The sequence below is a fragment of the Actinacidiphila sp. bgisy144 genome, from assembly GCF_057708105.1.
This window is the reverse complement of record NZ_JBYIRM010000001.1, coordinates 348325-373545: the sequence shown is the minus strand read 5'-3', so window position 1 is coordinate 373545 and position 25221 is coordinate 348325. Positions and strand designations below refer to the sequence as shown.

Annotated in this window: 20 protein-coding genes and 1 pseudogene; 14 read left to right on the top strand and 7 right to left on the bottom strand. The window is 74.1% G+C overall.

All coding sequences use genetic code 11. The features are described from left to right. The first annotated feature begins 45 nt into the window (after positions 1-45). The 3 genes from rimI to AC3EVP_RS01705 are packed head-to-tail and all read left to right on the top strand — an operon-like array spanning position 46 to position 1947. On the top strand, positions 46-537 hold the full coding sequence (gene rimI / locus AC3EVP_RS01715) for a ribosomal protein S18-alanine N-acetyltransferase (protein ID WP_335978527.1): 492 nt from the start codon (positions 46-48) through the stop codon (positions 535-537). Between the two features lie 7 nt (positions 538-544). Then, positions 545-1690 (top strand): tRNA (adenosine(37)-N6)-threonylcarbamoyltransferase complex transferase subunit TsaD, encoded by a 1146-nt coding sequence (gene tsaD / locus AC3EVP_RS01710; protein WP_435125096.1) that lies wholly within the window; start codon positions 545-547, stop codon positions 1688-1690. Next, entirely contained in the window at positions 1687-1947 is a 261-nt protein-coding gene (locus AC3EVP_RS01705; RefSeq protein WP_335978185.1) for a hypothetical protein, read from the top strand. Before tsaD ends, AC3EVP_RS01705 begins: the two co-directional genes overlap by 4 nt. Here the strand turns inward: AC3EVP_RS01705 and AC3EVP_RS01700 are convergent. After that, positions 1937-3139 (bottom strand): class I SAM-dependent methyltransferase, encoded by a 1203-nt coding sequence (locus AC3EVP_RS01700; RefSeq protein ID WP_435125091.1) that lies wholly within the window; start codon positions 3137-3139, stop codon positions 1937-1939. The genes AC3EVP_RS01705 and AC3EVP_RS01700 overlap by 11 nt on opposite strands. A gap of 242 nt (positions 3140-3381) precedes the next feature. Between AC3EVP_RS01700 and groES the strand changes: the two genes are divergently transcribed. Both groES and groL read left to right on the top strand, forming a co-directional pair. Further along, the gene (gene groES, locus AC3EVP_RS01695) at positions 3382-3690 is read left to right on the top strand and encodes a co-chaperone GroES (protein ID WP_033177833.1); all 309 of its coding nucleotides are present in this window, start codon (positions 3382-3384) and stop codon (positions 3688-3690) included. A 131-nt stretch (positions 3691-3821) separates the two neighbouring features. Then, positions 3822-5444 carry a chaperonin GroEL gene (gene groL, locus AC3EVP_RS01690; RefSeq protein WP_335978180.1) on the top strand — a complete coding sequence of 541 codons (1623 nt, stop codon included), beginning with the start codon at positions 3822-3824 and terminating at the stop codon, positions 5442-5444. Positions 5445-5561: 117 nt separating this feature from the next. Here the strand turns inward: groL and AC3EVP_RS01685 are convergent, their stop codons facing one another. The 3 genes from AC3EVP_RS01685 to AC3EVP_RS01675 all read right to left on the bottom strand — a co-directional run bounded on the left by AC3EVP_RS01685 (position 5562) and on the right by AC3EVP_RS01675 (position 7874). Next, the gene (locus tag AC3EVP_RS01685; RefSeq protein ID WP_335978179.1) at positions 5562-6350 is read right to left on the bottom strand and encodes an SDR family NAD(P)-dependent oxidoreductase; all 789 of its coding nucleotides are present in this window, start codon (positions 6348-6350) and stop codon (positions 5562-5564) included. 85 nt (positions 6351-6435) lie between these two features. Further along, on the bottom strand, positions 6436-7095 hold the full coding sequence (locus tag AC3EVP_RS01680; protein WP_435125085.1) for an MOSC domain-containing protein: 660 nt from the start codon (positions 7093-7095) through the stop codon (positions 6436-6438). Next, positions 7092-7874 carry a GNAT family N-acetyltransferase gene (locus AC3EVP_RS01675; RefSeq protein ID WP_335978178.1) on the bottom strand — a complete coding sequence of 261 codons (783 nt, stop codon included), beginning with the start codon at positions 7872-7874 and terminating at the stop codon, positions 7092-7094. Before AC3EVP_RS01675 ends, AC3EVP_RS01680 begins: the two co-directional genes overlap by 4 nt. A 106-nt stretch (positions 7875-7980) precedes the next feature. On the opposite strand from AC3EVP_RS01675, the gene AC3EVP_RS01670 reads away from it, so the two are divergent. Then, positions 7981-8913 carry a LysR family transcriptional regulator gene (locus tag AC3EVP_RS01670; protein WP_435125081.1) on the top strand — a complete coding sequence of 311 codons (933 nt, stop codon included), beginning with the start codon at positions 7981-7983 and terminating at the stop codon, positions 8911-8913. 321 nt (positions 8914-9234) lie between these two features. Here the strand turns inward: AC3EVP_RS01670 and AC3EVP_RS01665 are convergent. Then, positions 9235-9525 (bottom strand): annotated as a pseudogene (locus AC3EVP_RS01665) (WhiB family transcriptional regulator); the annotation flags it as partial. Positions 9526-10039: 514 nt separating this feature from the next. Here AC3EVP_RS01665 and AC3EVP_RS01660 point away from each other — a divergent pair. The 4 genes from AC3EVP_RS01660 to AC3EVP_RS01645 all read left to right on the top strand — a co-directional run bounded on the left by AC3EVP_RS01660 (position 10040) and on the right by AC3EVP_RS01645 (position 14761). Continuing rightward, positions 10040-10651 (top strand): response regulator transcription factor, encoded by a 612-nt coding sequence (locus AC3EVP_RS01660; protein ID WP_003948568.1) that lies wholly within the window; start codon positions 10040-10042, stop codon positions 10649-10651. A gap of 491 nt (positions 10652-11142) precedes the next feature. Next, positions 11143-11763 (top strand): RNA polymerase sigma factor ShbA, encoded by a 621-nt coding sequence (gene shbA, locus AC3EVP_RS01655; RefSeq protein ID WP_335978176.1) that lies wholly within the window; start codon positions 11143-11145, stop codon positions 11761-11763. A gap of 210 nt (positions 11764-11973) precedes the next feature. Next, on the top strand, positions 11974-13473 hold the full coding sequence (gene guaB, locus AC3EVP_RS01650) for an IMP dehydrogenase (RefSeq protein WP_435125074.1): 1500 nt from the start codon (positions 11974-11976) through the stop codon (positions 13471-13473). A 166-nt stretch (positions 13474-13639) separates the two neighbouring features. Beyond that, a complete protein-coding gene (locus AC3EVP_RS01645) occupies positions 13640-14761 on the top strand; it encodes a GuaB3 family IMP dehydrogenase-related protein (RefSeq protein ID WP_435125071.1) in 1122 nt (373 codons plus the stop codon). Positions 14762-14871: 110 nt separating this feature from the next. Here the strand turns inward: AC3EVP_RS01645 and AC3EVP_RS01640 are convergent, their stop codons facing one another. Both AC3EVP_RS01640 and AC3EVP_RS01635 read right to left on the bottom strand, forming a co-directional pair. Further along, positions 14872-15483 carry a DUF3824 domain-containing protein gene (locus AC3EVP_RS01640; protein WP_335978173.1) on the bottom strand — a complete coding sequence of 204 codons (612 nt, stop codon included), beginning with the start codon at positions 15481-15483 and terminating at the stop codon, positions 14872-14874. Positions 15484-15697: 214 nt separating this feature from the next. Continuing rightward, complete coding sequence (locus AC3EVP_RS01635; RefSeq protein ID WP_435125068.1) at positions 15698-16972, bottom strand: nucleotide sugar dehydrogenase; 1275 nt, start codon at positions 16970-16972, stop codon at positions 15698-15700. A gap of 305 nt (positions 16973-17277) precedes the next feature. Here AC3EVP_RS01635 and AC3EVP_RS01630 point away from each other — a divergent pair, with 305 nt between their 5' ends. The 4 genes from AC3EVP_RS01630 to AC3EVP_RS01615 all read left to right on the top strand — a co-directional run bounded on the left by AC3EVP_RS01630 (position 17278) and on the right by AC3EVP_RS01615 (position 25145). Continuing rightward, positions 17278-18984: a glycerol-3-phosphate dehydrogenase/oxidase gene (locus tag AC3EVP_RS01630; protein WP_335978171.1), complete on the top strand. Its 1707-nt coding sequence runs from the start codon at positions 17278-17280 to the stop codon at positions 18982-18984. A 52-nt stretch (positions 18985-19036) separates the two neighbouring features. After that, positions 19037-20791 (top strand): protein kinase domain-containing protein, encoded by a 1755-nt coding sequence (locus tag AC3EVP_RS01625; protein WP_435125064.1) that lies wholly within the window; start codon positions 19037-19039, stop codon positions 20789-20791. A 208-nt stretch (positions 20792-20999) separates the two neighbouring features. Beyond that, complete coding sequence (locus AC3EVP_RS01620) at positions 21000-22853, top strand: serine/threonine-protein kinase (RefSeq protein ID WP_435125061.1); 1854 nt, start codon at positions 21000-21002, stop codon at positions 22851-22853. Positions 22854-23015: 162 nt separating this feature from the next. Further along, on the top strand, positions 23016-25145 hold the full coding sequence (locus tag AC3EVP_RS01615) for a protein kinase family protein (RefSeq protein ID WP_435125058.1): 2130 nt from the start codon (positions 23016-23018) through the stop codon (positions 25143-25145). Positions 25146-25221 lie beyond the last annotated feature (76 nt).

Sequence of the window (25221 nt, the reverse complement as noted above, 5' to 3'; positions counted from 1 at the left end):
GAGCACACCGGCGCGGCCCCCGCGGGCGGCGCCACCCTGCGGGCCATGCGCTGGTGGGACCTGGACGCCGTGACCGCCCTCGAACAGGACCTCTTCCCCGAGGACGCCTGGTCGCGCGGCATGTTCTGGTCCGAACTCGCCGACGCCCGGCACCCGGCCGCCACCCGCACCTACCTCGTCGCCGAGCAGCAGGACGGGCCCGCCCCGCGGATCGTCGGCTACGCCGGCTTCGCGGCCGTCGCCGGCACCGGCGACGTGCAGACCATCGCCACCGCCCGCGACCAGTGGGGCAGCGGCCTCGGCGGCCGCCTGCTCACCGAACTGCTGCGCGCGGCGACCGCCGCCGAGTGCCACGAGGTCCTGCTGGAGGTGCGGGTGGACAACCCCCGCGCCCAGCGCCTCTACCAGCGCTTCGGCTTCGAGCCCATCGGCGTGCGCCGCGGCTACTACCAGCCCGGCAACGTGGACGCGCTCGTGATGCGGCTGTCCGACCCGGCGCGCACCTTCGCCGTTGACCTTGAGGAACCGAGGATCTGAGGAAGTAATGGCAGACGAACCCCTGGTCCTGGGGATCGAGACCTCCTGCGACGAGACCGGCGTCGGCGTCGTCCGCGGTCACACCCTGCTCGCCGACGCCGTCGCCTCCAGCGTCGACGAGCACGCCCGGTACGGCGGCGTGGTGCCCGAAGTCGCCAGCCGCGCGCACCTGGAGGCGATGGTCCCGACCGTCCAGCGCGCCCTGAAGGAGGCCGGGGTCAGCGCCCGCGACCTGGACGGCATCGCCGTCACCGCGGGCCCGGGCCTGGCCGGTGCGCTGCTGGTCGGCGTCTCGGCCGCCAAGGCGTACGCGTACGCGCTCGGCAAGCCGCTGTACGGCGTCAACCACCTCGCCTCGCACATCTGCGTCGACCAGCTCGAACACGGCGCGCTGCCCGAGCCGACGATGGCGCTGCTGGTCTCCGGCGGCCACTCCTCGCTGCTGCTGGCCCCCGACATCACCAGCGACGTCCGCCCGCTCGGCGCGACCATCGACGACGCGGCCGGTGAGGCGTTCGACAAGGTCGCCCGGGTGCTCGGGCTGGGCTTCCCCGGCGGCCCGGTGATCGACCGCTACGCCCGCGACGGCGACCCGCGGGCGATCGCCTTCCCGCGCGGCCTGACCGGCGGCCGCGACCCGCGCTACGACTTCTCCTTCTCCGGCCTGAAGACCGCCGTCGCCCGCTGGGTCGAGGCCCGCCGCCGGGACGGCCAGGACGTGCCGGTCGCCGACGTGGCGGCGTCCTTCCAGGAGGCCGTGGTCGACGTGCTGACCCGCAAGGCCGTCCGCGCCTGCAAGGACAACGGCGTCGACCACCTGATGATCGGCGGGGGAGTGGCGGCCAACTCCCGGCTGCGCGCGCTCGCCCAGCAGCGCTGCGAGGACGCGGGCATCCGGCTGCGGGTGCCCCGCCCCGGGCTGTGCACGGACAACGGCGCGATGGTCGCCGCGCTCGGCGCCGAGATGGTCGCCCGCGGCCGCTCGGCCTCCACGCTCGACCTGCCCGCGGACTCCTCGCTGCCGGTCACCGAGATCTCGGTGCCCGGCCACACCCACGGCCCCGATCACGGCCCCGATCACGGCCACACCCACAGCCACGCCCATGACCACGACCATGTGCACGAGTTGAGCAAGGACAACCTGTACGGATGACCGTCACGCTGATGTGGGAGGCGGCCGCGGCCGACGAGCGCGGCGCCGAACTCCTTGACTGGGCGCGGCAGCAGGAGCTGGCCGGGCAGCCCCAGCGGGTGGAGTACCTGACCGCGCCCGGCGACCGGGTGCTCGTCATCAGCTGGTGGGACGCGCCCTACGGCGCCGAGCTGCCCGAACTGCCGGACCCGCCGCCGGAACTGGTCCGCCGCCAGGTGCACCGCTGGCGGTTCGTGTCGGTCGCGGTCAGGCCCTGAGCCGCCCGTCCCACGCCGCCGGCGCGCCGATCAGCATCGCCGGCTCGCCCGCCACCCGGGTCAGGAACACCGTCGCCTCGTGCGGCCCCTGCGGCCGCACCCGGCGCCGTACCTCCTCCGGCTCCATGGCGAACCCGCGCTTCTTCACCGTCAGCCGCCCCACCTCACGTTCGCGCAGCAGCGCCTTGAGCCGCTTGAGGCCGAAGGGCAGCGCGTCCCGGATCTCGTACGCGGCCGCGTACGGCGTCGGGTGCGGGTCGTCGCCGGTGACGTAGGCGATGGTCGGGTCGATGAGCCCGCCGCCCACCTCGCTCGCGACCAGGGCGACCAGGTGCGCGCGGATGACCGCGCCGTCCGGCTCGTACAGGTACCGCCCCACCGGCCGCACCGGCGGGGCCGGCGGCGGGCCGGGCGCGGTCAGCTCCGCCCCGCCCGGCAGCAGCGTGGCGCGTACGGTGCCGGGCCCGGTGCCGAACCACAGCGCCGCCTCCTTCACCTCGCCCCGGTCCGAGACCCACTCCGCCTCCGCGTCGGCGGGCACCGCCTCGTGCGGCACCCCGGGCGCCACCTTCACCGCCGCGTACGGCACCGTGCGGGCCGCGGCCAGCGCCCAGGACAGCGGCGGGGAGTACGCCTCCGGGTCGAAGGTGCGGCCCCGCCCCGAACGGCGCGCCGGGTCCACGAACACCGCGTCGCAGCCGGCGGTGTCCACGTCCGCCACGTCCGCGCAGCGCACCTCGATCCGGTCGGCCAGGCCCAGCGCCCGCGCGTTGGCCCGGGCGACCGCGCAGGTGAGCGGGTCCCGGTCGACCGCGAGCACCTCGATGCCCGCGCGGGCCAGCGCGACCGCGTCGCCGCCGATGCCGCCGCACAGGTCGGCCAGCCGCCGCACGCCCAACGCGCGGAAGCGGGCGGCCCGGTGGGCGGCGACGGCGGCGCGGGTGGCCTGCTCGACGCCGTTGGGCGTGAAGTACATCCGCGCGGCGTCATCGGCGGCGAACTTCGCGGCGGCGCGCTGCCGCAGCCGGGCCTGCCCGAGCGCCGCGGAGACCAGCTCCGGCGGGTGGGTGCGCCGCAGCCGGGTGGCCGCGGCCAGCTCGTCGGCCGGGTCGTGGTCGCGCAACTCGCGCAGCAGTTCCTGCCCTTCGGGTGCGAGCAGGGCATCGAGGTCCTCGGGTGTCACCCGCCCCATTGTGCGCGCTGCCGCGGCGGCCCCGGCGCGCGGGCGCCGCCGGTCGCCGACCCCCTTCGGGGCATCCGTTGGCACTCCGCTTGACCGAGTGCTAAGTGCGTCCTAGTCTCGGTTCTGGCACTCGGCACCGCTGAGTGCCAGAACTCAGCGACGGGCAGGTCCGGCACCCGCGACGACGGGCCTACCAGGTCGCCGACCCAGACAGACACTCCCGTGAGCCCTTTGAAGGGGGAGGTCGGATCGTGACGACCGCCAGCACCAAGGTTGCCATCAAGCCGCTCGAGGACCGCATCGTGGTCCAGCCGCTCGATGCCGAGCAGACCACGGCCTCGGGCCTGGTCATCCCGGACACCGCCAAGGAGAAGCCCCAGGAGGGCGTCGTCCTGGCCGTGGGCCCGGGCCGCTTCGAGGACGGCAACCGCCTGCCGCTCGACGTCGCCGTCGGCGACGTCGTGCTCTACAGCAAGTACGGCGGCACCGAGGTGAAGTACAACGGCGAGGAGTACCTCGTCCTCTCGGCGCGCGACGTTCTCGCGATCATCGAGAAGTAGTCTTCCGGCCCACCACAGCCGTGATCCCGCCCCGGGACTCCGCGCCCTCTTCCGGCCGGGGCCGGGGCGGTTTCGTTGACCGTCCTCACTGACTGACGACGACATACGAGTAGATGAGGTAGTTCGCAGGCATGGCCAAGATCCTGAAGTTCGACGAGGACGCCCGTCGCGCCCTTGAGCGCGGCGTCAACAAGCTCGCCGACACCGTGAAGGTGACCATCGGCCCCAAGGGCCGCAACGTCGTCATCGACAAGAAGTTCGGCGCCCCGACCATCACCAACGACGGCGTGACCATCGCCCGCGAGGTGGAGATCGAGGACCCGTACGAGAACCTGGGCGCCCAGCTCGTCAAGGAGGTGGCGACCAAGACCAACGACATCGCGGGTGACGGCACCACCACCGCGACCGTGCTCGCGCAGGCGCTGGTCCGCGAGGGCCTGCGCAACGTCGCCGCCGGCGCCTCCCCCGCCGCCCTGAAGAAGGGCATCGACGCGGCCGTCAAGGCGGTCTCGGACGACCTGATCGCCACCGCCCGCGCGATCGAGGGCAAGGAGGACATCGCCGCCGTCGCCGCGCTGTCCGCGCAGGACAAGCAGGTCGGCGACCTGATCGCCGAGGCGATGGACAAGGTCGGCAAGGACGGCGTCATCACCGTCGAGGAGTCCAACACCTTCGGTCTGGAGCTGGACTTCACCGAGGGCATGGCGTTCGACAAGGGCTACCTGTCGCCGTACTTCGTCACCGACCAGGAGCGGATGGAGGCCGTCCTCGACGACCCGTACATCCTCATCCACCAGGGCAAGATCTCCTCGATCCAGGACCTGCTGCCGCTGCTGGAGAAGGTCATCCAGGCCAACTCCAGCAAGCCGCTGCTGATCATCGCCGAGGACGTCGAGGGCGAGGCCCTGTCGACCCTGGTGGTCAACAAGATCCGCGGCACCTTCAACGCGGTCGCGGTCAAGGCGCCGGGCTTCGGCGACCGCCGCAAGGCCATGCTGGGCGACATCGCCACGCTGACCGGCGCCACCGTCATCGCCGAGGAGGTCGGCCTCAAGCTCGACCAGGCCGGTCTTGACCTGCTGGGCTCCGCCCGCCGGGTCACCGTCACCAAGGACGAGACCACCATCGTCGACGGTGCCGGCGACAAGGCCGAGATCGAGGGCCGGGTCGGCCAGATCAAGGCCGAGATCGCCACCACCGACTCCGACTGGGACCGCGAGAAGCTCCAGGAGCGTCTGGCGAAGCTGGCCGGCGGCGTCTGCGTGATCAAGGTCGGCGCGGCCACCGAGGTCGAGCTGAAGGAGAAGAAGCACCGCCTGGAGGACGCGATCTCCGCGACCCGCGCGGCCGTCGAGGAGGGCATCGTCTCCGGCGGTGGCTCCGCGCTCGTGCACGCGGTCAAGGTGCTCGGCGACAACCTCGGCAAGTCCGGTGACGAGGCGACCGGTGTCGCCGTCGTGCGCCGCGCCGCCGTCGAGCCGCTGCGCTGGATCGCCGAGAACGCCGGCCTGGAGGGCTACGTCATCACCTCCAAGGTCGCCGAGCTCGACAAGGGCCACGGCTTCAACGCCGCCACCGGCGAGTACGGCGACCTGGTCAAGGCCGGCGTCATCGACCCGGTGAAGGTCACCCGCTCCGCGCTGGAGAACGCGGCGTCCATCGCCTCCCTGCTGCTCACGACCGAGACCCTGGTCGTCGAGAAGAAGGAAGAGGAGCCGGAGGCCGCCGCCGGCGGTCACGGGCACAGCCACTGACGCGTCACCGCGTCGCAGGCCCCTCCGCGGCCTTGCGGGCCCGCCACCTCGGTCACGGGGTGGCGGGCCCGGTCGTTTTCCTGGCGGGCCCGGTCGTTTTCCGCCCGCCGCTCCGGCTCAGCCCCGGGTGCCGCGCAGCTTCGGGTCGAACCGGCCGGCCCGGCCCGCGGCGGCGCCGAACAGGGCCGGGGGCACATGGCGGGCGAGCGAGACCGCCACCTTGTAGCGGGCCGAGGGGACACTGACCGTGCGGCCCCGGGCCAGGTCGCGCAGCGCGGCCGCCACCACCTCGTCCGCGTCGAGCCACGCCCACGGCGGCAGCCCGGAGGAGTCCATACCGGCCCGCGCGTGGAACTCTGTCCGCACGAACCCCGGGCACAGGGCGAGGAACCGCACACCCGAGCCGCGCAGTTCGCTCGCCACGCCCTCGGTGAACCGCACCGCCCACGCCTTGCTCGCCGCATAGGTGCCGCGCGGCAGGTAGGCGGCGACCGAGGCCACGTTCACCACGAAGCCGCGGCGCCGCTCGCGCATGCCCGGCACCGCGGCCGTGGTCAGCCGCAGCACCGCCTCGCAGTGCACTTTCAGCATCCGCAGCTCGTCCTCGACCGGCGCGTCGAGGAAAGCCCCGCGGTTGCCGAACCCGGCGTTGTTCACCAGCACGTCCACCGGCCGGCCGGGCGCGCTCAGCCGCTCCTCGACCGCCGCGATCCCGGCGTCCGTCGCGAGGTCCGCGGCAAGCACCTCCACCTCGACGCCATACCGCTCGCGCAGGTCCGCCGCGGACCGCTCCAGCCGCTCGGCGTCGCGCGCCACCAGCACCAGCCCGTGCCCGTCAGCGGCGAGCCGCCGCGCGAACGCCGCCCCCAGCCCCGCGGTCGCCCCGGTCACTACAGAAGTCGTCATACCGCCACCCTAGAAGCGCACCGACCCCCCGCGACACGGTGCAACGCAGCCGGCCGCGGCCCGTACCGTTCGGCGCTGCGGGCGGTCAGCAGTCCGGCCAGCGGTCCAGGCGGCGGCGGATCGCGGCGCGTTCGACGGCGGGGAAGGCAGGCAGGTCGACCAGCAGCGGCAGCAGCCCGGGCTCGGTGGTCAGCGCGCGGAAGGACCGCGCGACCGTCACCTCGTGGTCGGGCCGTGCCACCACGTGCACCGCGTCGCCGGCGCACACCTCGCCCGGCTCGACCACCCGCAGATACGGCCCCGGCACCGCCGCCGCGGTGAACCGCCGGGTCCACCCGGCCTGCTGGAGCCATCCGGCGAAGGTGGCACACGGAATGCGCGGGCAGGACACCTCCAGCAGCGCCGAACCGATCCGCCAGCGCTCCCCGATCAGCGCGGAGTTGACGTCGATCCCGACCGTCGTCAGGTTCTCCCCGAAACAGCCGTCGGGCAGCGGCCGGCCCAACTCGCGCTGCCAGCGGTCCAGATCCTCCCGGGCGTAGGCGTAGACCGCCTGGTCGTCCCCGCCGTGGTGCTTCACGTCGTACGCCCGGTCACCCGCCAGCCCGACCGCGCCGGTCCCCTTCGGGCCCGGTGCCGCCACGGCCACCGGGCCCCGCACCGGGCGCTTGTCGATGCCCGTGGCGGGGAGCCGCTTCCACGGGTTCGGCCGCGAGCGGCCGATGTTGACGGACTGTATGTTCACTGGTCGGCTGACGGCAGGACGTAGGGCGTGGTGACGGCCAGGGGGGCGAAGCCGAGGCGTTCGAGGATGGGGCGGCTCTGGTCCGAGGCGTCCACCTGGAGGTAGCGGCAGCCGCGGGCGGCGGCCGTGCGGGCGCGGTGTGCGACCAGGGCCCGGTAGATGCCGCGCCCGCGCCACTCCGGGACGGTGCCCCCGCCCCAGAGGCTCGCGAACTGGGTGCCCGGGTGGAACTCCACGCGGGCGCCGCACACCGGCCGGCCGCCGGCCGTCGCCAGCGTCATGCCGACGTCCGGGTCCCCGAGCTGGTCGAGCAGCCGGTCCCGCAGCCGCCCGGAGTCCGTGCCGAACGCCTCGTCGTGCACCTTCGCCATCAGGTCCACCCCGGCCGCGTCCCGCACCTCCGCGAAGCGGACGCCCTCGGGCACCGGCGTGTCCTGCGCCAGCTCCGCGACCTCCGCGACCATCAGCGTCTCCGGCGGCTCCGCGGTGAACCCGGCCGCGGTGAGCCGCTGCGGCAGGTCCGCCGGCAGGTCGTACGAGTACAGCTTCCACTCGTACTCCCGCCCCGCCCCCTCCGCGGACCCCAGCCACGCCCGCTCCGCCGCGATCGCCGCGTCCGCCCGCGCACCGTCGTGCGCCGCGAACCCCGACCACACCACCCCGGCCCACCCGGCCGCCCCCTCGCCTTCCACCAGCCGCACCACCCCCTCCGGCGTGACCACTCCCGCGCCCCGCCTGACCTGCGCGTCGAACGTCTCCCGCACCACCGTGATGTCCATCCGGGCACCCTAGACCGCGCCCTGAGCAGCCACCTCCCATTTACCCCCGGGGCGGGGGCTCGCCCCGGAGCACCCGGCCGGGCCGTGCAGGCCATAAAATCGGCCTGTGCTCGAGCCACGCCATCTCCGGGTCCTGCGCGCGGTGGCGCGCACGGGCTCCTTCTCCGCCGCCGCCCGCGACCTCGGCTGTACCCAGCCCGCGGTGAGCCAGCAGATGAAGGCCCTGGAGAACGCCGTCGGCACCCCGCTGCTGGTCCGCGGCGCCCGCGAGATGCGGCTGACCGAGGCCGGCGACGCGCTGGTGCGCCACGCCGCGGGGGTCCTCGCCGGGCTGACCGCCGCCGAGGAGGAGGTCGCGGCGATCGCGGGCCTGCGCGCCGGACGGGTCCGGCTCGCCTCCTTCCCCTCGGGCAGTTCCACCCTGGTGCCGGCCGCGGTGGCCGCGCTGCGCGCCCGCCATCCGGACACCCGGGTCTCGCTGGTCGAGTCGGAGCCGCCCGCCTCGGTGGAGATGCTGCGCGCGGGCGACTGCGACATCACGCTCGCGTTCCGGTACGTGGACCTGCCGACCCCGTCCGAGGAGTCCTGGTCGGACCTGGTGGTGCGCCCGCTGCTCACCGACCGGCTGGTGGGGCTCGTCCCGCAGAAGCACCGGCTCGCAGCCGCGGGCCCGCGGCGCTCACCCGAGACGGTGCCGCCCGTGCCGTACGAGGAGCTGGCCGCCGAGCAGTGGATCGCCGGGTGCCCGCGCTGCCGCCGGCACCTGGTCGAGGTGTGTGAGCGGTCCGGGTTCACTCCCCGGATCGACTTCGCCACCGACGACTCGCCGGCGGTGGTGGGCCTGGTCGCGGCCGGTCTGGGCGTGGCGGTACTGCCCGAACTCGCCCTGGCGGCGGTGCGGACCGACGGGGTGGCGGTGCTGGAGCTGGCCCCCGCGGTGGAGCGCGAGGTCGTGGCGCTCACCCTCCCCGACCTCGCCCGCGTACCCGCGGTGGACATGATGCTCACCTGGCTGAGCCGGGCGGCGGTGCGGCCGTAGAGCAGCCGCCCGCGGCCGTGCCGGGTGCGCCGGGTGTGCAGAATCGATTCTTCGGTGCCGGTCGCGGGGCGCCGGACGTCAGTAGATGCGCAGCGGTTGGCCGTCCCGGTCCGGCTCCAGGTCCAGGTCGCCGTCCCCGTCGTACGGGTCGTAGTCGTCGTGGTGGCCGTGGCGGCCGTGCGGGCCGTCGTCGTCCATCGCGGCCGCGTCCGCTTCGTCAGCGGCGTCGGCGTCGTCGAGGTCCGTGTCGGCGTAGCGGTCGTACCGCTTGCGCTCGCGGTCCCGCTCGCGTTCGCGCTCCCGCTCGTCGTCGTCCCGGTCGGGGGTGGCGCGGTGGCGGGAGCGGCCCATCATGGCCTCGCGCTCGTCCTCGGTCAGGCCGCCCCACACGCCGTACGGCTCGCGTACCGCCAGGGCGTGGGTGGCGCACTCCGCGCGGACCGGGCAGCGCATGCACACCTCCTTGGCGGCGGCCTCCCGCGCGCTGCGGGCGGCGCCGCGCTCACCTTCGGGGTGGAAGAACAGCGAGCTGTCGACGCCGCGGCAGGCGGCGACCAGCTGCCAGTCCCATAGGTCCGCGTTGGGGCCGGGAAGGCGGGAGAAGTCTGCCATTGCTCATCCCCTCGAAACGTGGGTGACGGCCTGGGAGCTCGGCTTCGCTCAGCCGCACGTCCGACCGTACATCTACTGTCGTAGTAGATGTAAATATGACTCTTCGCCAATCTAGCGACGATTACCCCACGCACCAGGAAAGAGCCGCCAAACAGTGCAAAATCCGTCCTAAGACCCGTTTGGCATAATTCGCGACCGCGCGTGATGCGCCGCGCGAGTGGCGCGGTACCCCTCGCGCGGATGAATCGGACCGCCCGCCGCCTCGGAAAACACGGCCGCCTCGCCCATCTGACCTGCGACATGGTCGATCCGTACACGCATGATCACGTAGAGTGCACACGACTGCGATCCGACGTCGTAACTCTTTCGGGTGAGGGTCGTTGAGTGTGGCGGAAGCGGTTGGCGGAATCACGTGATTCGGGCAGATGCCCGAGCCGTCAGCCCCAACGGTGAAGATTCGTACTTCGTACAGCCTGGAGGCACAAGTGACGCGGTTCAGCTGCGGGGGGCGGTCATGACTTCCGTCCTCGTCTGCGACGACTCCCCGCTCGCCCGAGAGGCCCTGCGCCGCGCGGTGGCCACCGTGCCCGGCGTCGAGCGCGTGACCACCGCGGCCAACGGCGAGGAGGTCCTCCGCCGCTGGGGTGCCGACCGCTCGGACCTCATCCTGATGGATGTCCGCATGCCCGGCCTCGGCGGCGTGGAGACGGTGCGGCGGCTGCTGTCCGCCGACCCCGGCGCCCGCATCATCATGCTCACCGTCGCCGAGGACCTCGACGGGGTGGCGCTCGCCGTCGCCGCCGGTGCGCGCGGCTACCTGCACAAGGACGCCTCGCGCGCCGAACTGCGGGCCACCGTCACGCAGGCGCTCGCCGACCCGACCTGGCGGCTGGCCCCGCGCCGGCTGCGCTCGGCCGAGATGGGCGCCGCGCCCACCCTGACCGCCCGCGAGATCCAGGTGCTCGAAGGGATGAGCCACGGCCGCTCCAACGCGGAGATCGGCCGTGAGCTGTTCCTGTCCGAGGACACCGTCAAGACGCACGCCCGGCGGCTGTTCAAGAAGCTCGGCGCCTCCGACCGCGCGCACGCGGTGGCGCTCGGCTTCCGCTGGGGCCTGGTCCGCTGACCGCCCGCCGGCCGGCGGCACGCCGCGGGCCGGCAGCCGTACGCACCCGGCCGGACCCCCGGCGACCTCGGCGAACTCCCGTGGCACAGCCGCGGGAACGCCGGGTGCCCACCGGCGGGTCCCCGGTTTCCCGGCGGAGGACGCATGCTTGACGTATGGACTTCCTCGGGGATCGGCGGGGGCCGGGTATGGCGGAGATGACTGCGGCGGGCCCGCGGGCGCAGTCGTCCGTGCTCGCGGCCGATGTGAACGGCGGGCGGGAGAGCGCGCGCGGCGCGCGGGCCGGGTCCGTCCCGGCCCAGGCGCCAACAGGGCCCGGAAGCAGGGCCGATGCCGCGGCGGGCACCGCGCCCGACACCGCTTCGGGCGGTGTCGACGGCACCGTTCCCGCGGCCGCGGCGGGCGCCCCGGCGGACGGACCGCATAACGCTTCGGTGCAGAAGTCCGGACGCGATGCGGCGAATCGTCCGGCGGCGAGGCACCATGGGTGGATGCGTGACGACGACCCCCCGGCCATCGGTGCCCTCGTTCGTCGCGCTGTCGACGGGGACCAGCGGGCCACGCACGACCTGCTCGCCGCCGTCCACCCCCTCGCCGAGCGGTACTGCCGCACCCGGTTGTCCCGTCTGCCGGGCGACGCGCGGCACTTCGTGGACGACCTCGCCCAGGAGGTGTGCCTGGCGGTGCTGTGCGCGCTGCCCCGCTACCGCGACCTGGGCCGGCCGTTCGAGGCGTTCGTGGTGTCGATCGCCTCGCACAAGATCGCCGACCTGCAACGGGCCGCGATGCGCGGTCCCGGTGCGCCGGTGCCCGCCGACGAGATGCCGGAGAAGCCGGACGACTCGCTCGGGCCCGAGGAGCGCGCGCTGCTCAACAGCGACGCCGCCTGGGCCCGTACGTTGCTCGCCCGCCTCCCCGACCACCTGCGCGAGCTGGTGCTGCTGCGGGTCGCGGTGGGCCTGAGCGCGGAGGAGACCGGTCAGGTGCTGGGCATGTCGCCGGGCGCGGTCCGGGTCGCCCAGCACCGCGCGCTCAGCCGGCTGCGGGCCATCGCGGAGGAGTCCGGCGCGGTGTCGGCGGCCGAACCGGACGCGCCCGGACTGAGCGCGTAGCCGGGAGCGGCGGGACCGGCGGGCCGCGGTTCCGGCGGCCCGGGGCGGGCGGTGGAGGCGGGCCGTGGAGGCGCGCGCTGAAGGTGTCGCCGAAGGTGGCGCCGAAGGTGGCGAACCCGACAGACCGGACGGCTCCGGGCGGTCGGGGGAATAGCGGCGCAGCCATTACCATTGAACAACTCGCCGGGCAAGACCATTCGGGAAGGTGTCATGTCGCTGAACGCCGACGGAGTAGCCGAGAAGTTCGCCACGCTCGGACTCACCTACGACGATGTGCTGCTGCTCCCGGGGGCCTCCTCGGTGCTGCCCAACGAGGTGGACACCTCCTCGCTCATCTCGCGGAACGTCCGGGTGAACATCCCGCTGCTCTCCGCCGCCATGGACAAGGTCACCGAGGCGCGGATGGCGATCGCGATGGCCCGCCAGGGCGGCGTCGGCGTGCTGCACCGCAACCTCTCGATCGAGGACCAGGTCAGCCAGGTCGACCTGGTCAAGCGCTCCGAGGCCGGCATGGTCAGCGACCCGATCACGGTCCGGCCGGAGGCCACCCTCGGCGAGGCCGACGCGCTGTGCGCCCGGTTCCGGATCAGCGGTGTGCCGGTCACCGACGAGGCGGGCCGGCTGCTCGGCATCGTCACCAACCGCGACATGGCCTTCGAGTCCGACCGCTCCCGCCAGGTGCGCGAGGTCATGACCCCGATGCCGCTGGTCACCGGCAAGGTCGGCATCTCCGGTGCCGACGCGATGGAGCTGCTGCGCCGCCACAAGATCGAGAAGCTGCCGCTGGTGGACGAAGAGGGCCTGCTCAAGGGCCTGATCACCGTCAAGGACTTCGTCAAGGCCGAGCAGTACCCGAGCGCGGCCAAGGACGCCGACGGCCGGCTGCTGGTCGGCGCGGCCGTGGGCGCCAGCCCCGAGGCGCTGGACCGGGCCCAGGCGCTGGCCGGCGCGGGCGTGGACTTCCTGGTGGTCGACACCTCCCACGGCCACAACAGCAACGCGCTGGACTGGATGGCCAAGATCAAGTCCAGCGTCCAGGTCGACGTGGTCGGCGGCAACATCGCCACCCGCGACGGCGCCAAGGCGCTGCTGGACGCGGGCGTCGACGGCGTCAAGGTCGGCGTCGGGCCCGGCTCCATCTGCACCACCCGGGTGGTCGCCGGCATCGGCGTCCCCCAGGTCACGGCGATCTACGAGGCGGCGCAGGTCTGCCTCGACGCCGGGGTGCCGGTGATCGGCGACGGCGGCCTCCAGTACAGCGGCGACATCGGCAAGGCGCTGGCCGCGGGCGCGAGCAGCGTCATGCTCGGCAGCCTGCTCGCCGGGTGCGAGGAGTCACCCGGGGAACTGCTGTTCATCAACGGCAAGCAGTTCAAGTCCTACCGCGGGATGGGCTCGCTCGGCGCGATGCAGTCGCGCGGGCAGGGCCGCTCGTACTCCAAGGACCGCTACTTTCAGGCCGAGGTCTCCTCCGACGACAAGCTCGTCCCCGAGGGCGTCGAGGGGCAGGTGCCCTACCGCGGCCCGCTCTCGGCGGTGCTGCACCAACTGGTCGGCGGACTGCGCCAGACCATGGGGTACGTCGGCGCGGCGGGCATCGCGGAGATGGAGTCCAAGGGGCGCTTCGTGCGGATCACCGCCGCCGGGCTCAAGGAGTCCCACCCGCACGACATCCAGATGACCGTCGAGGCCCCCAACTACCACGGCTGATCCGGGGGCGGTCCCCCCGGGCCGCCCCGTCCTGTGGCGCCATGGCCTCGCGGTCCGCCGCGCGAGCGGCCGTCCACGGGCAGGTGGTCCTCGGACGGGCGGAAGCGCCCGCTTCGGGGGGACCCGCCATACTGGGGACCGCAGGACGGACAGAGAGGCGTAGGACGTGACTGAGATCGAGATCGGGCGGGGCAAGCGGGGCCGCAGGGCATACGCGTTCGATGACATCGCCGTGGTGCCCAGCCGGCGGACCCGGGACCCCAAGGAGGTCTCGATCGCGTGGCAGATCGACGCGTACCGCTTCGAGCTGCCGTTCCTGGCCGCGCCGATGGACTCGGTGGTCTCCCCGGAGTCGGCGATCCGGATCGGCAACCTCGGCGGCCTGGGGGTGCTGAACCTCGAAGGGCTCTGGACGCGGTACGAGGACCCGGAGCCGCTGCTCGCGGAGATCGCCGAGCTGGACGACTCGCGGGCCACCGCGCGCCTCCAGGAGATCTACGCCGCCCCGATCCGCGAGGAGCTGATCGGGCAGCGGATCAAGGAGGTGCGGGACGCCGGGGTGACCACGGCGGCCGCCCTCTCCCCGCAGCGCACCGCGCAGTTCTCCAAGGCCGTGGTGGACGCGGGCGTCGACCTGTTCGTGATCCGCGGCACCACGGTCTCGGCCGAGCACGTCAGCGGGTCGCACGAGCCGCTGAACCTCAAGCAGTTCATCTACGAGCTGGACGTGCCGGTGATCGTCGGCGGCTGCGCCACGTACACCGCGGCGCTGCACCTGATGCGCACCGGTGCGGCGGGCGTGCTGGTCGGCTTCGGCGGCGGCGCCGCGCACACCACGCGGAACGTGCTGGGCATCCAGGTGCCGATGGCCACCGCCGTCGCGGACGTCGCGGCCGCCCGCCGCGACTACATGGACGAGTCCGGCGGCCGGTACGTCCACGTCATCGCGGACGGCGGCTTCGGCGCCAGCGGCGACCTGCCGAAGGCGATCGCATGCGGCGCGGACGCGGTGATGATGGGCTCCCCGCTGGCCCGCGCCACCGACGCGCCCGGCCGCGGCTTCCACTGGGGCATGGAGGCGGTCAACACCGAACTGCCGCGCGGCAAGCGGATGAACCTCGGCACCGCGGGGAACACCAAGGAGATCCTGCTCGGCCCCTCGCACGCCCCCGACGGCTCGATGAACTTCTTCGGGGCGCTGCGCCGCTCGATGGCCACCACCGGCTACTCGGACCTGAAGGAGTTCCAGCGGGTCGAGGTCACGGTCTCGCCCACGCACCACCGCTGAGCCCGCCGGCACCGGCGTCCGCGGTTTGCGCCGCACCGACGGGAGGGCCCGCACCGCGGCTGCGCGGTACGGGCCCTCCCGTCATGCCGCCGGCGCGGCGGCGGGGTGGCTCAGTTCTCGCCCATCCGCTTGGCCAGGCCCGCGGCCGCGACCCCGGCGAAGATCAGGAAGAAGGCGCGCATCGCGCCGAAGTCCGACTTCCACGCCTTGAACAGGTCGCCGAAGTGGTGGAAGAGCAGGGTGGACACGGAGATGCTGCCGCCGTGCTCGCTGGCGTAGTGGCTGATGATCAGCGCGCCGCCGAAGATCTCACCGAAGATCACGGCGGCGATCGCGAGCAGGGCGCCCAGGATCGGCAGGGCGATGTTGCGGCCGCCGAGCTTGCCCATGGCGACGCCGATCAGGGCGCCGACCGCGAGCGCGGCGTACCGGAACTCGACGGTGGTGCCGTCGCTCTTGGCCAGGGCGCGCAGCAGGCCGCCGTAGGCGAGCGCCGCGACGATGGCGACCACGACGCCGACCGCGATGCCGAGGCCGGTGTTGTCGTTCTGCCGGGCGGCGACCGGTGGCGGGTACGCGTTCGGGTTGAAGGCGGGCGCGGCCTGCGGCGCGCCGTACGGGCTGCCGGCCGGCGGCGGGCCGTAGGGGTTGCCCCCCTGCGGGCCGGCCGCGTACGGGTTCTGGCCGGAAGGCTGCTGTGGAGGCGGGTAGTTGGCGCTCACGAAAGGTTCCCCCGGGGACGGAAGCGGGTAGCGCACAGGGTTGCGCCCCCGTGCGAAACAGTGATGCCGAAATCTAGCAGTGGGCGCAGACAATCGGACAAGACGATTCATCCGGTCGTTACAGGACCACGACAAGCCCGCACAACCTCCGCCCCACGAAGCGCTGTTGTCCCACGTCAGGCAGGTCAGGCAGGTCAGACGCGGCAGGCGCCGCCTAGAGGCGGGCCGCAGCGCCCGCCGGGGTCGCGCCCCTGGTGTCGAGCAGCAGTTGGGCCTTGACCGCCAGCCCCTGGAGGTCGTACGTGCGGTGGTGCTGGAGCAGCAGCGTCAGGTCGGCGTCGGCCGCGGCCTCCCACAGCGAGTCCGCGCGCGGCACCGGATGGTCGAGAACGCGCCACTGCGGCACGTACGGGTCGTGGTAGCACAGCTGCGCGCCCAGCTCCATCAGCCGGGTGCCGATCTCCCGGGCCGGGGCGCCCTGCTGATCGGCGAGGTCGGCCTTGTAGGTGACGCCGAGCAGCAGCACCCGGGCGCCGCGCAGGGACTTGCCGTGCTCGTTGAGCAGGGCCGCGGCGCGCTGGACGACGTAGCGCGGCATGCGCCCGTTGACCTCCTGGGCGAGTTCGACCATGCGCAGGGGGTGGCCGGGGGTGCGCGGGCGGCCGGTGCCGGTGGCGAAGTGGGGCGCGGCGTTGGGGTCGAGGGGGGCGGCGTGGCCGCCGACGCCGGGGCCGGGGCGGAAGGCCTGGAAGCCGAACGGCTTGGTCTCCGCGCAGCGGATCACGTCCCACAGGTCGACGCCGATGTCGTGGCAGTAGACGGCCATCTCGTTGGCGAAGGCGATGTTGACGTGCCGGTAGTTGGTCTCCAGGAGCTTGACCGCCTCGGCCTCGCGCGGGCCGCGGGCGCGCACCACCCGCTCGCTGAGCCGGCTGTAGAACGCGGCGGCGGCCTCGGTGCAGGCGGGGGTGAGGCCGCCGACCACCTTGGGGATGTGGGTGAGCGGGAAGGCGCGGTTGCCCGGGTCGAGCCGGCTGGGGGAGTAGGCGAGGTGGAAGTCGCGGCCGGCCCGCAGCCCGCCGGCCTCGATCAGCGGCCGCAGGTACTGCTCGGTGGTGCCGGGGTGCACCGCGGACTCCAGCACCACCGTGGTGTGCGGGCGCAGGTGGCCGGCGAGCGCGCGGGCGGCCGCGGTGAGCGCGGTCAGGTCCGGGGCGTGGTCCTCGCCGAGCGGGGTGGGCGCGCAGATCACGGCGGTCCGCACCCGGCCCAGCGCGGCGGGGTCGCTGGTGGCGCGGAAGCCGCCGGCCAGCATCCGGCGCAGTTCGGCCGCGGCCAGGGTGCCCGGCGGCACCCGGCCGGCGTTGACGTCGGCGGCCACGGCCGGATCGGGGTCGTACCCGATGGTGCCGATGCCGGCCGTGGCGGCCGCCTGCGCGAGGGGGAGACCGGTGTGGCCCAGTCCGAGTACGGCGAGGTCTGCGGGCATGGTTTCCGGTCCTCTCCCTGGAGCCGCCCTCTGGCGAGACGCACGAACGGACTCACAAAGGACTCTAAAGCAGGCTAACCAGACAAATGACTGATATGACCACGCGGCGCGCCGGGGCGGCACCGGTGCGGCGCCCGGCAGCGCTGGCCGGGCAGCGCGGTGGCGGTCACTATCGAAGGAGCGGGTAGGTACCCCACGGCCGTCACCGGCCCGGACGAGGGCGGCTCACCGAGCGGTACACGGCTCACCGAGCGGTACGGCGACTCACCGAGCGGCACCGCAGCGACGCAGTCACGGAGGCACGGATGCGTACGACATCACTCGGCCCGGCGGAACGGGCCCAGGCTCTCGCCCGGATGGCCGAACACGAACTGGACATCCTGGTCGTGGGCGGCGGCGTGGTCGGCGCGGGCACGGCGCTGGACGCCGCCACGCGCGGCCTGTCGGTGGGCCTGGTCGAGGCGCGCGACTGGGCGTCCGGCACGTCGAGCCGGTCGAGCAAGCTCATCCACGGCGGGCTGCGCTATCTGGAGATGCTGGACTTCGCCCTGGTCAGGGAGGCGCTGAAGGAGCGCGGGCTGCTGCTGGAGCGGCTGGCCCCGCACCTGGTCCGGCCGGTGCCCTTCCTCTACCCGCTCCAGCACAAGGGGTGGGAGCGGCTCTACGCCGGCTCGGGCGTGGCGCTCTACGACGCGATGTCGATCTCCTCAGGACACGGCCGCGGCCTGCCCGTCCACCGCCACCTCAGCCGCCGCCACGCCCTGCGGGTGGCGCCCGCGCTGCGCAAGGACGCCCTGGTCGGCGCCTTGCAGTACTACGACGCGCAGGTCGACGACGCCCGCCTGGTGGTGACGCTGGTGCGCACCGCTGCCTCCTACGGCGCGGTGGTGGCCAACCAGGCCCGGGTGGTGGGCTTCCTGCGCGAGGGCGAGCGGGTGGTCGGCGCCCGGGTGGAGGACCTGGAGGCGGGCGGCACCTACGAGGTCAGGGCCCGTCAGGTGGTCAACGCCACCGGGGTGTTCACCGACGACACGCAGGCCCTGATCGGCGAGCGCGGCCAGTTCCACGTCCGCGCCTCCAAGGGCATCCACCTGGTGGTGCCCAAGGACCGCATCCACTCCACCACCGGGCTGATCCTGCGCACCGAGAAGAGCGTGCTGTTCGTCATCCCCTGGGGCCGGCACTGGATCGTGGGCACCACCGACACCGACTGGGACCTGGACAAGTCGCACCCGGCGGCCTCCAGCGCCGACATCGACTACCTGCTCGAACACGTCAACTCGGTGCTCTCCACCCCGCTGACCAGGGACGACGTCCAGGGTGTCTACGCCGGGCTGCGGCCGCTGCTGGCCGGCGAGTCCGACGCCACCAGCAAGCTGTCCCGCGAGCACACCGTCGCCCACCCCCTGCCGGGCCTGGTGGTGGTGGCCGGCGGCAAGTACACCACCTACCGGGTGATGGCCAAGGACGCGGTGGACGAGGCGGTGCACGGCCTGGACCGCAAGGTCGCCGGCTGCTGCACCGAGGACGTGCCGCTGCTCGGCGCCGAAGGCTACCGGGCCGGATGGAACAGCCGGGCCCGCACCGCCGCCCGCACCGGACTGCACGTCGCCCGGGTCGAGCACCTGCTCAACCGCTACGGCACCCTCACCGACGAGGTGCTGGCGCTGATCGCCGACGACCCGTCACTGGGCGAACCGCTGCCCGCCGCCGACGACTACCTGCGTGCCGAGATCGTCTACGCCGCCCGCAGCGAGGGCGCCCGCCACCTGGAGGACGTGCTGACCCGCAGAACGCGTATCTCCATCGAGACCTTCGACCGCGGCACCGGCAGCGCCCGCCCCGCCGCGGAGTTGATCGCGCCCGTCCTGGGCTGGGACCAGGCGCAGATCGACAAGGAAGTGGCGTACTACGAGAAGCGGGTCGAGGCCGAGCGGGAGTCCCAACTCCAGCCCGACGACCAGACCGCGGACGCCGCGCGGCTGGGCGCGCCCGATATCGTGCCCCTCTAGGCGCGGAGTTCGCCTGGGCGCGAGCCGGGAGCGCCCGCGGGGAGGGCACGACATGAATGGGTCCGGACACGGCGACGAGGGGCGGCTCGTCGCGGGCCGCTACCGGCTGCTCGAACGCGTCGGCCGGGGCGGGATGGGCACGGTGTGGCTGGCCGAGGACGAACTCCTCGGCCGCCGGGTCGCGGTGAAGAAACTGCATCCGCCTCAGCCGCACATGGACGACGAGGAGTTGGCGACCCTCTTCGAGCGCACCCGGCGGGAGGCCCGCGCCGCCGCGCGGATCAGCCACCCCAACGTGGTGGTGGTCCACGACGTGGTCGACGACGCGGGCCTGCCGTCGATCGTGATGGAGTACGTCCCCTCCGTCACCCTGGGCGAACGCCTCAAGGAGCAGGGCCCGTTGGCGCCGGCCGAGGCCGCCCGGGTCGGCCGCGGAATGGTCGCCGCGCTGCGCGCCGCCCACCGCGCGGGGGTGCTGCACCGCGACGTCAAACCCGGCAACGTGCTGCTCGGCGAGGACTCCAGGATCGTCCTGACCGACTTCGGTATCGCCCAGGCGTCCGGCACCTCCACCCTGACCCGCACCGGTGAACTCATCGGCTCCATCGACTTCCTGAGCCCGGAACGGATACGCGGCGCCCTGCCCGGGCCGGAGTCGGACCTGTGGGCGCTGGGCGCGACCCTGTACCAGGCGGTCGAGGGCGACTCGCCCTTCCACCGCCCCACCGCGATCGAGACCGCGTACGCCATCGCCGAGGAGCCGGTACGGCAGCCGGCGAAGGCCGGGGTCCTCACCGAGGTCATCACCGGGCTGCTCGCCAAGGAACCCGACAAGCGGCTGTCGGCCGAAGCGGCCGAGCAGATGCTGCGGGTACCGGCCGCCGAGTCGGACACCGCGCAGGTGGACCGGCTCCGCTTCGAGTCGCCGCCCGGCCAGACCACCACCACCCGGATGTCCCCCTACGCCCCGTCCGCCGCCGTCCCGGTGCCGCCTTCCTCACCGCAGCCGGGGCAGGCGCCGCAGGCCGCCGCCCCCGGCGCGTTCGGGCCGCCCCCGCCGCCGGTCCCGTCCCCGGTCCCAGCTCCGGTCCCGGCCCCGGCCCCGGCCTCGTCCCCGGCGCCGGACCCGTCCCCCGTGACGCGGCGCCGCCGCCGCGCCCTGCCGTGGATCGCCGCCGTCGTCGCGGCCGCCGTGGTGGTCGGCGGCGCGCTGTACGCCGTCCACCGCTCCCAGCACCCCGCCGCCGGCGGCCGTGCGAAGAGCAGCGGCTCGGCGACCCCGACCGGCCCGGCCACCACCGACCTGGCGGGCGCCGACCCGACGGCGGCGCAGACCACGCCGGCGCCGCCGCTCCCGGCCGGCTACCGGCTCGCCGACGAGGACCACGACGGCTACCACTACACGGTGCCGGTGCCCGAGGGCTGGAAGCGCACCACCCCCAACGGCACCGACGAGGTCGACTGGGTCACTCCCGACGGGCTGGTCGGGCTGAAGATCGACGCGCTGCCGTTCGCCAGCACCGACCCGCTGGAGCACTTCCAGCAGATCGAGCCGCAGACCGAGCAGGCGGTGGGTGACACCTATCACCGCGAGCGGATGGACCGCACCGTGCACCTCGGCCAGAAGGCCGCGCTGTGGGAGTTCACCTTCAAGGGCAAGGTCCGCGACTGGCACGCCATCGACCTCGGCTTCGGGCAGCCCGGCGCCACCGAGTACGCCATCTACCTGTCGGCCCCGGACGCCCAGTGGCAGCAGTGGCTGCCGGTCTTCAACAACGCCGTCGCCGGATTCCGGGCCGCCGACTGACCTGCCGGGTTCGCAACCACCGCGCCCGTTCGGGGATGATGGGGAGCCGAACCGCCCGACAACCGCCGCCGGTGCCGCAGTTGGCGGCTGCCCCGCCGCACCGCGCGCGCAGCCGGACCCGGCGGGCGCCGCCCGCCCCGGCCCGGCACCCGCCCGGAGCCGCGGCGCAGGGGGCCACCGCACCGGTACGACACGACAGAGGGAAGCCATGAGCGAGGACGAAGTCACCGACGGACGCGTGCTCGCCGACCGGTACCGTCTCGGCGGCGTGCTCGGCAGGGGCGGCATGGGCACCGTGTGGCGCGCGGTCGACGAGACGCTCGGCCGCAGCGTCGCGGTGAAGGAGCTGCGCTTCCCCGGCAACGTGGACGACGACGAGAAGCGCCGGCTGGTCACCCGCACCCTGCGCGAGGCGAAGGCCACCGCGCGCATCCGCAACACCGGCGCCATCACGGTCTTCGACGTCGTCAAGGAGGACGACCGGCCGTGGATCGTCATGGAGCTGGTCGAGGGCCGCTCGCTCGCCGACGCGATCCGCGAGGACGGGCCGCTCAGCCCCCGGCGCACCGCCGAGATCGGGCTGGTGCTGCTCGACGTGCTCAAGGCGGCGCACGCCGAGGGCATCCTGCACCGCGACGTGAAGCCGTCCAACGTGCTGCTCGCGGAGACCGGCGACGACGAGGAAGGCCGCGCCTCGGGCGCCGGGCGGGTGGTGCTCGGCGACTTCGGCATCGCCCTGATCGACGGCGACCCCTCGGTGACGTCCACCGGCATGCTGGTCGGCGCGCCCTCCTACATCTCGCCCGAGCGGGCCCGCGGCCAGAAGCCCGGCCCGCCCGCCGACCTGTGGTCGCTCGGCGCGCTGCTGTACGCCACCGTCGAGGGCCACCCGCCGTACGACAAGGGCTCCGCGATCGCCACCCTCACCGCGGTGATGACCGAACCGGTCGGGCCGATGCGCAACGCCGGGCCGCTCGCCGAGGTGATCTCCGGGCTGCTGGTGAAGGACCCGGACCGGCGGCTGGACGACGCGGGCGCGCGCCGGCTGCTCAACGCGGTGATCAACGCCCCCGACGAGCCGGCCGTGCCGCCCGCCGAGGCCACCCGCACCATGGCCCTGCCGGCCGCCCCCGCCGCCCCGCCCGGCGGCGCCACCGACCCGCAGCCGGTGCCCACCGACGCGCCGCCCGCCGCCCGCAAGGCCGCGCTCGACCAGGCCAGGGCGCGCGAGGCGCTGCGCTCGCTGCGCAAGGCCGCCGACCGCAAGGTGCCGGCCGGGCCCGGCGCGGCGGTGCCGGCCGGCCCGGCCCGCGCGCCGCTGAGCGACGTGGTGCCGCGCCGCACCATGGTGATCGTGGTCGCGTTGGTGGTGCTGGCGCTGCTGGGCACCGTGATCGGCGTCGCGATAGCCAACTCCGGCGGCGGCGACGGCAAGAGCGGCTCGAAGACGCCCGGCGCCACCCCCAGCACCGCCGCCCAGGGGAGCGGGAAGAACGCCGCCGACCAGTCCGGCCAGGCCCAGGACCCCGACGGCAGCACCGGGCAGCCCACGACCGCGGCCACCACCCCCGCGACCACCGCCTCGACCACCGCGTCCGGCACCTCCTCGGACCTGCCCAAGGGCTGGCACGTCTTCAAGGACTCCGAGGGCTTCTCCATCGCCCTGCCCGCCGGGTGGAAGCGGGTCGGCGACGACGGGTACGGCGCCGGCTCGCGCTTCAAGGGCAGCGGCGGCGAGAACCTGCTCGTGGACTGGACCCACAAGCCCGGCAAGAGCGCGCTGGGCGACTGGCAGACCTCGTCGGCCGCCGCCCAGAGCACGATGAAGGACTACCACAAGATCAAGGTCGTCTCGGTGGACTACCGCGACTACGACGCGGCCGACTGGGAATACACCCGGCAGCAGCAGGGTAAGGCCGTACATGTCCTGAACCGCGGCATGGTGACGGACAGCAAGCACGGCTACGCCCTGATGTTCACCACGCCCAGCGGGGCGTGGGGCAGTGCCGTGAACAAGGAGCGGCTCCAGACCTTCTTCAGTACCTTCAAACCGGCGAAGTAAGCGGGCCGAAGCACGTAAGGTGAATACGTGTGGACTGTCCGCAGCCGGAAACCGACCGACTCGCCGTCGGAGGTGCCCGGACCTGAACAGGCCTGACCGCTACGGGGGTTCGGCCTGACGAGCGGGCGGATGAGCGGACGGGCGGACCGGAAGGGGGGCGCCGTGGAGGAGTACGCAGGCCGGGTGCTCGCTGAACGCTACCGGCTGCCCCGGCCACCCGCCGACGGGTTCGAACTCGTCGAGAGCCGCGCCTTCGACACCTACAGCGGCCAGGAGGTCCTGGTCCACCAGGTGCTGCTGCCCGAGGTGGTCGGCGTCGACGACGGCCCCGACGGGCCTGACGGCGACGGGCTGGACGAGAGCTCCCGGCGCGCCCTGGCGGCAGCCCGCAGCGCGGCCGCCATCCCCGACCATCCGCGGCTGGTCCAGGTCTTCGACATCTTCGTCGAGGGCGGCAGCCTGTGGATCGCGAGCGAACTGGTGTCCGCACGCCCGCTGGCCGCCCTGCTCGCCGAGCGGCCGCTCGACGCCTACCGCGCCGCCGAGGTCGCCTCCGACGTGCTGACCGCGCTGCGCGCGCTGCACGCCACCGGCTGGACCCACCGCAATGTCACCGCGAGCACCGTCCTGGTCTGCGACGACGGCCGGGCCATGCTCGCCGGGCTGGCCGCGGGCGCCGCCCAGGAAGCGCTGTGCGGCTACGACCCGGTGCCCGAGCAGGTGCTCGCCGGCGGCGGCGAGGACGAGGAGGCCGGCGACTGGCACGGCCCGCGCTCCGCGCTCGAACAGGAGCGGGCCCGGCAGAACCGGATCACCGTGGTCGGCGCCGTCACCGAGCGCTGGGCGCCGGAGCAGGCGCACGCCGTGCACGAGAACTGGCGGCTGTCGCCGCCGGTCGGCCCGGCCGCCGACCTGTGGGCGCTCGGCTCGCTGCTGTTCCGCAGCGTCCAGGGCCACCCGCCCTTCCCCGAGGAGAGCGCCGCCGAACTCGTCCAGCTGGTCTGCGCGGAGCCGCCGGCCTTCGCCGAGGAGTGCGGCCCGCTGCGGCCGGTCGTGGAGTCGCTGCTGCGCCAGGACCCCGAGGAGCGGCCGGAGGCCGAGGAACTGGGCGGCTGGCTGCGCTCGCTGATCCGGTCCGCGCCCGAGCCCGACATCGGGGTGAGCACCGTGCAGGTGCCCACCGACCCGGCGAAGCTGCCGGTCAAGCGGCGCCGCGGCGAACTGGTGCGGCGGCGCCGGAAGAAGGCGGCCGCCGAGGCGGCGGCCGGCACCCAGCACCGGCGGCACGCGCGCGGCAAGCAGGCCAGGACCGGCCGGCCCCCGAAGCTGCCCAAGCCCGGCAAGGCCGCCGGGCCGGCCAACGCGCTGGGCATGTCCGGCCTGGGACCGGCCGGCCCCGCCGCCACCGCGCCGATGGAGGCAGCCCGCCCGGCCGCGCCGCCCCGGCAGCCGCGCCCGTCCGCCCCGGCCCGCCCGGCCGCGGCCCGCGGCGGCCCGCACGTCACGGCCCGCCCGCCCATCCATGAGGAGGACGTCGTCTACCGGCGTCCCGACGGCAGCGACGACGCGCCGCGCCGGCTCGGGATGCGGCTGCTGATCGCGGTGCTGGTGATCCTCGCGGCCGCGGTCGCCTACGCGCTGCTGCTCATGCCGCACCGCGGCGACGGCTCCGGCGACGGGGCGAAGGCCGACCGCACCGTCCAGGCCGGGATGCCGAAGCCCGGCAGCGGCAAGAGCGACGGCAAGGGCGGCGCCACCACCGCCCCGGCCACGTCGGCGCCCGCCACCACGCCCCCGGCGAAGGCCACCACCTCGGCGCCGGCCTCGCCCTCCGGACCTGCGCTCGGCCCGGACTACGCGCTGCGGCACGACAGTGCGGGCTTCTCCGTCGCGGTGCACACCGGCTGGCAGCGCTCGGGCCCCAACGGCCAGGACGAGGTCACCTACGCCGGCAACGACCTCCAGCTGACGGTGGTGCCCGGCCGCGACAGCTCCTCCGCGCGCGGCACCGACCCGGTCGCCTACCAGCTCAACGAACCGGAGCTGGCCGACTTCCGCGCCTCCTCCTGGTCCTCCGCCTCGGGCCTTCAGTCCCTGACGCTGGACGGACACCCGGCCGCGGAGGGCGAGTACACCTACCGCAACTCCAGCGGCCAGGGCGTGTACGCGCGCAACCTCGCCCTGCTGATCGACGGCAAGTACCACGTGGTGCTGGTGACCGGGCTCGACAGCCAGCGCGCGGCGGTCCAGCAGGCGTTCGACAAGGCCGTCGAGACGTACACCGCGCACTGAGCCCGGCGCGTCGCGGCTCCCCTCCCCACCGCCCCTGCCCCAGCCCCGCGCGGCCCTTCTGAGCTGCGAAGATCAT

Coding starts and splice junctions, on each gene's coding strand:
- AC3EVP_RS01705 (WP_335978185.1), top strand. CDS start 1,687: ATGACCGTCACGCTGATGTGGGAGGCGGCCGCGGCCGACGAGCGCGGC.
- AC3EVP_RS01675 (WP_335978178.1), bottom strand. CDS start 7,874: ATGGACATCACGGTGGTGCGGGAGACGTTCGACGCGCAGGTCAGGCGG.
- AC3EVP_RS01630 (WP_335978171.1), top strand. CDS start 17,278: ATGCGTACGACATCACTCGGCCCGGCGGAACGGGCCCAGGCTCTCGCC.
- AC3EVP_RS01635 (WP_435125068.1), bottom strand. CDS start 16,972: ATGCCCGCAGACCTCGCCGTACTCGGACTGGGCCACACCGGTCTCCCC.
- AC3EVP_RS01625 (WP_435125064.1), top strand. CDS start 19,037: ATGAATGGGTCCGGACACGGCGACGAGGGGCGGCTCGTCGCGGGCCGC.
- AC3EVP_RS01660 (WP_003948568.1), top strand. CDS start 10,040: ATGACTTCCGTCCTCGTCTGCGACGACTCCCCGCTCGCCCGAGAGGCC.
- groL (WP_335978180.1), top strand. CDS start 3,822: ATGGCCAAGATCCTGAAGTTCGACGAGGACGCCCGTCGCGCCCTTGAG.
- AC3EVP_RS01685 (WP_335978179.1), bottom strand. CDS start 6,350: ATGACGACTTCTGTAGTGACCGGGGCGACCGCGGGGCTGGGGGCGGCG.
- shbA (WP_335978176.1), top strand. CDS start 11,143: ATGCGTGACGACGACCCCCCGGCCATCGGTGCCCTCGTTCGTCGCGCT.
- rimI (WP_335978527.1), top strand. CDS start 46: ATGCGCTGGTGGGACCTGGACGCCGTGACCGCCCTCGAACAGGACCTC.
- guaB (WP_435125074.1), top strand. CDS start 11,974: ATGTCGCTGAACGCCGACGGAGTAGCCGAGAAGTTCGCCACGCTCGGA.
- AC3EVP_RS01700 (WP_435125091.1), bottom strand. CDS start 3,139: ATGGGGCGGGTGACACCCGAGGACCTCGATGCCCTGCTCGCACCCGAA.
- tsaD (WP_435125096.1), top strand. CDS start 545: ATGGCAGACGAACCCCTGGTCCTGGGGATCGAGACCTCCTGCGACGAG.
- AC3EVP_RS01620 (WP_435125061.1), top strand. CDS start 21,000: ATGAGCGAGGACGAAGTCACCGACGGACGCGTGCTCGCCGACCGGTAC.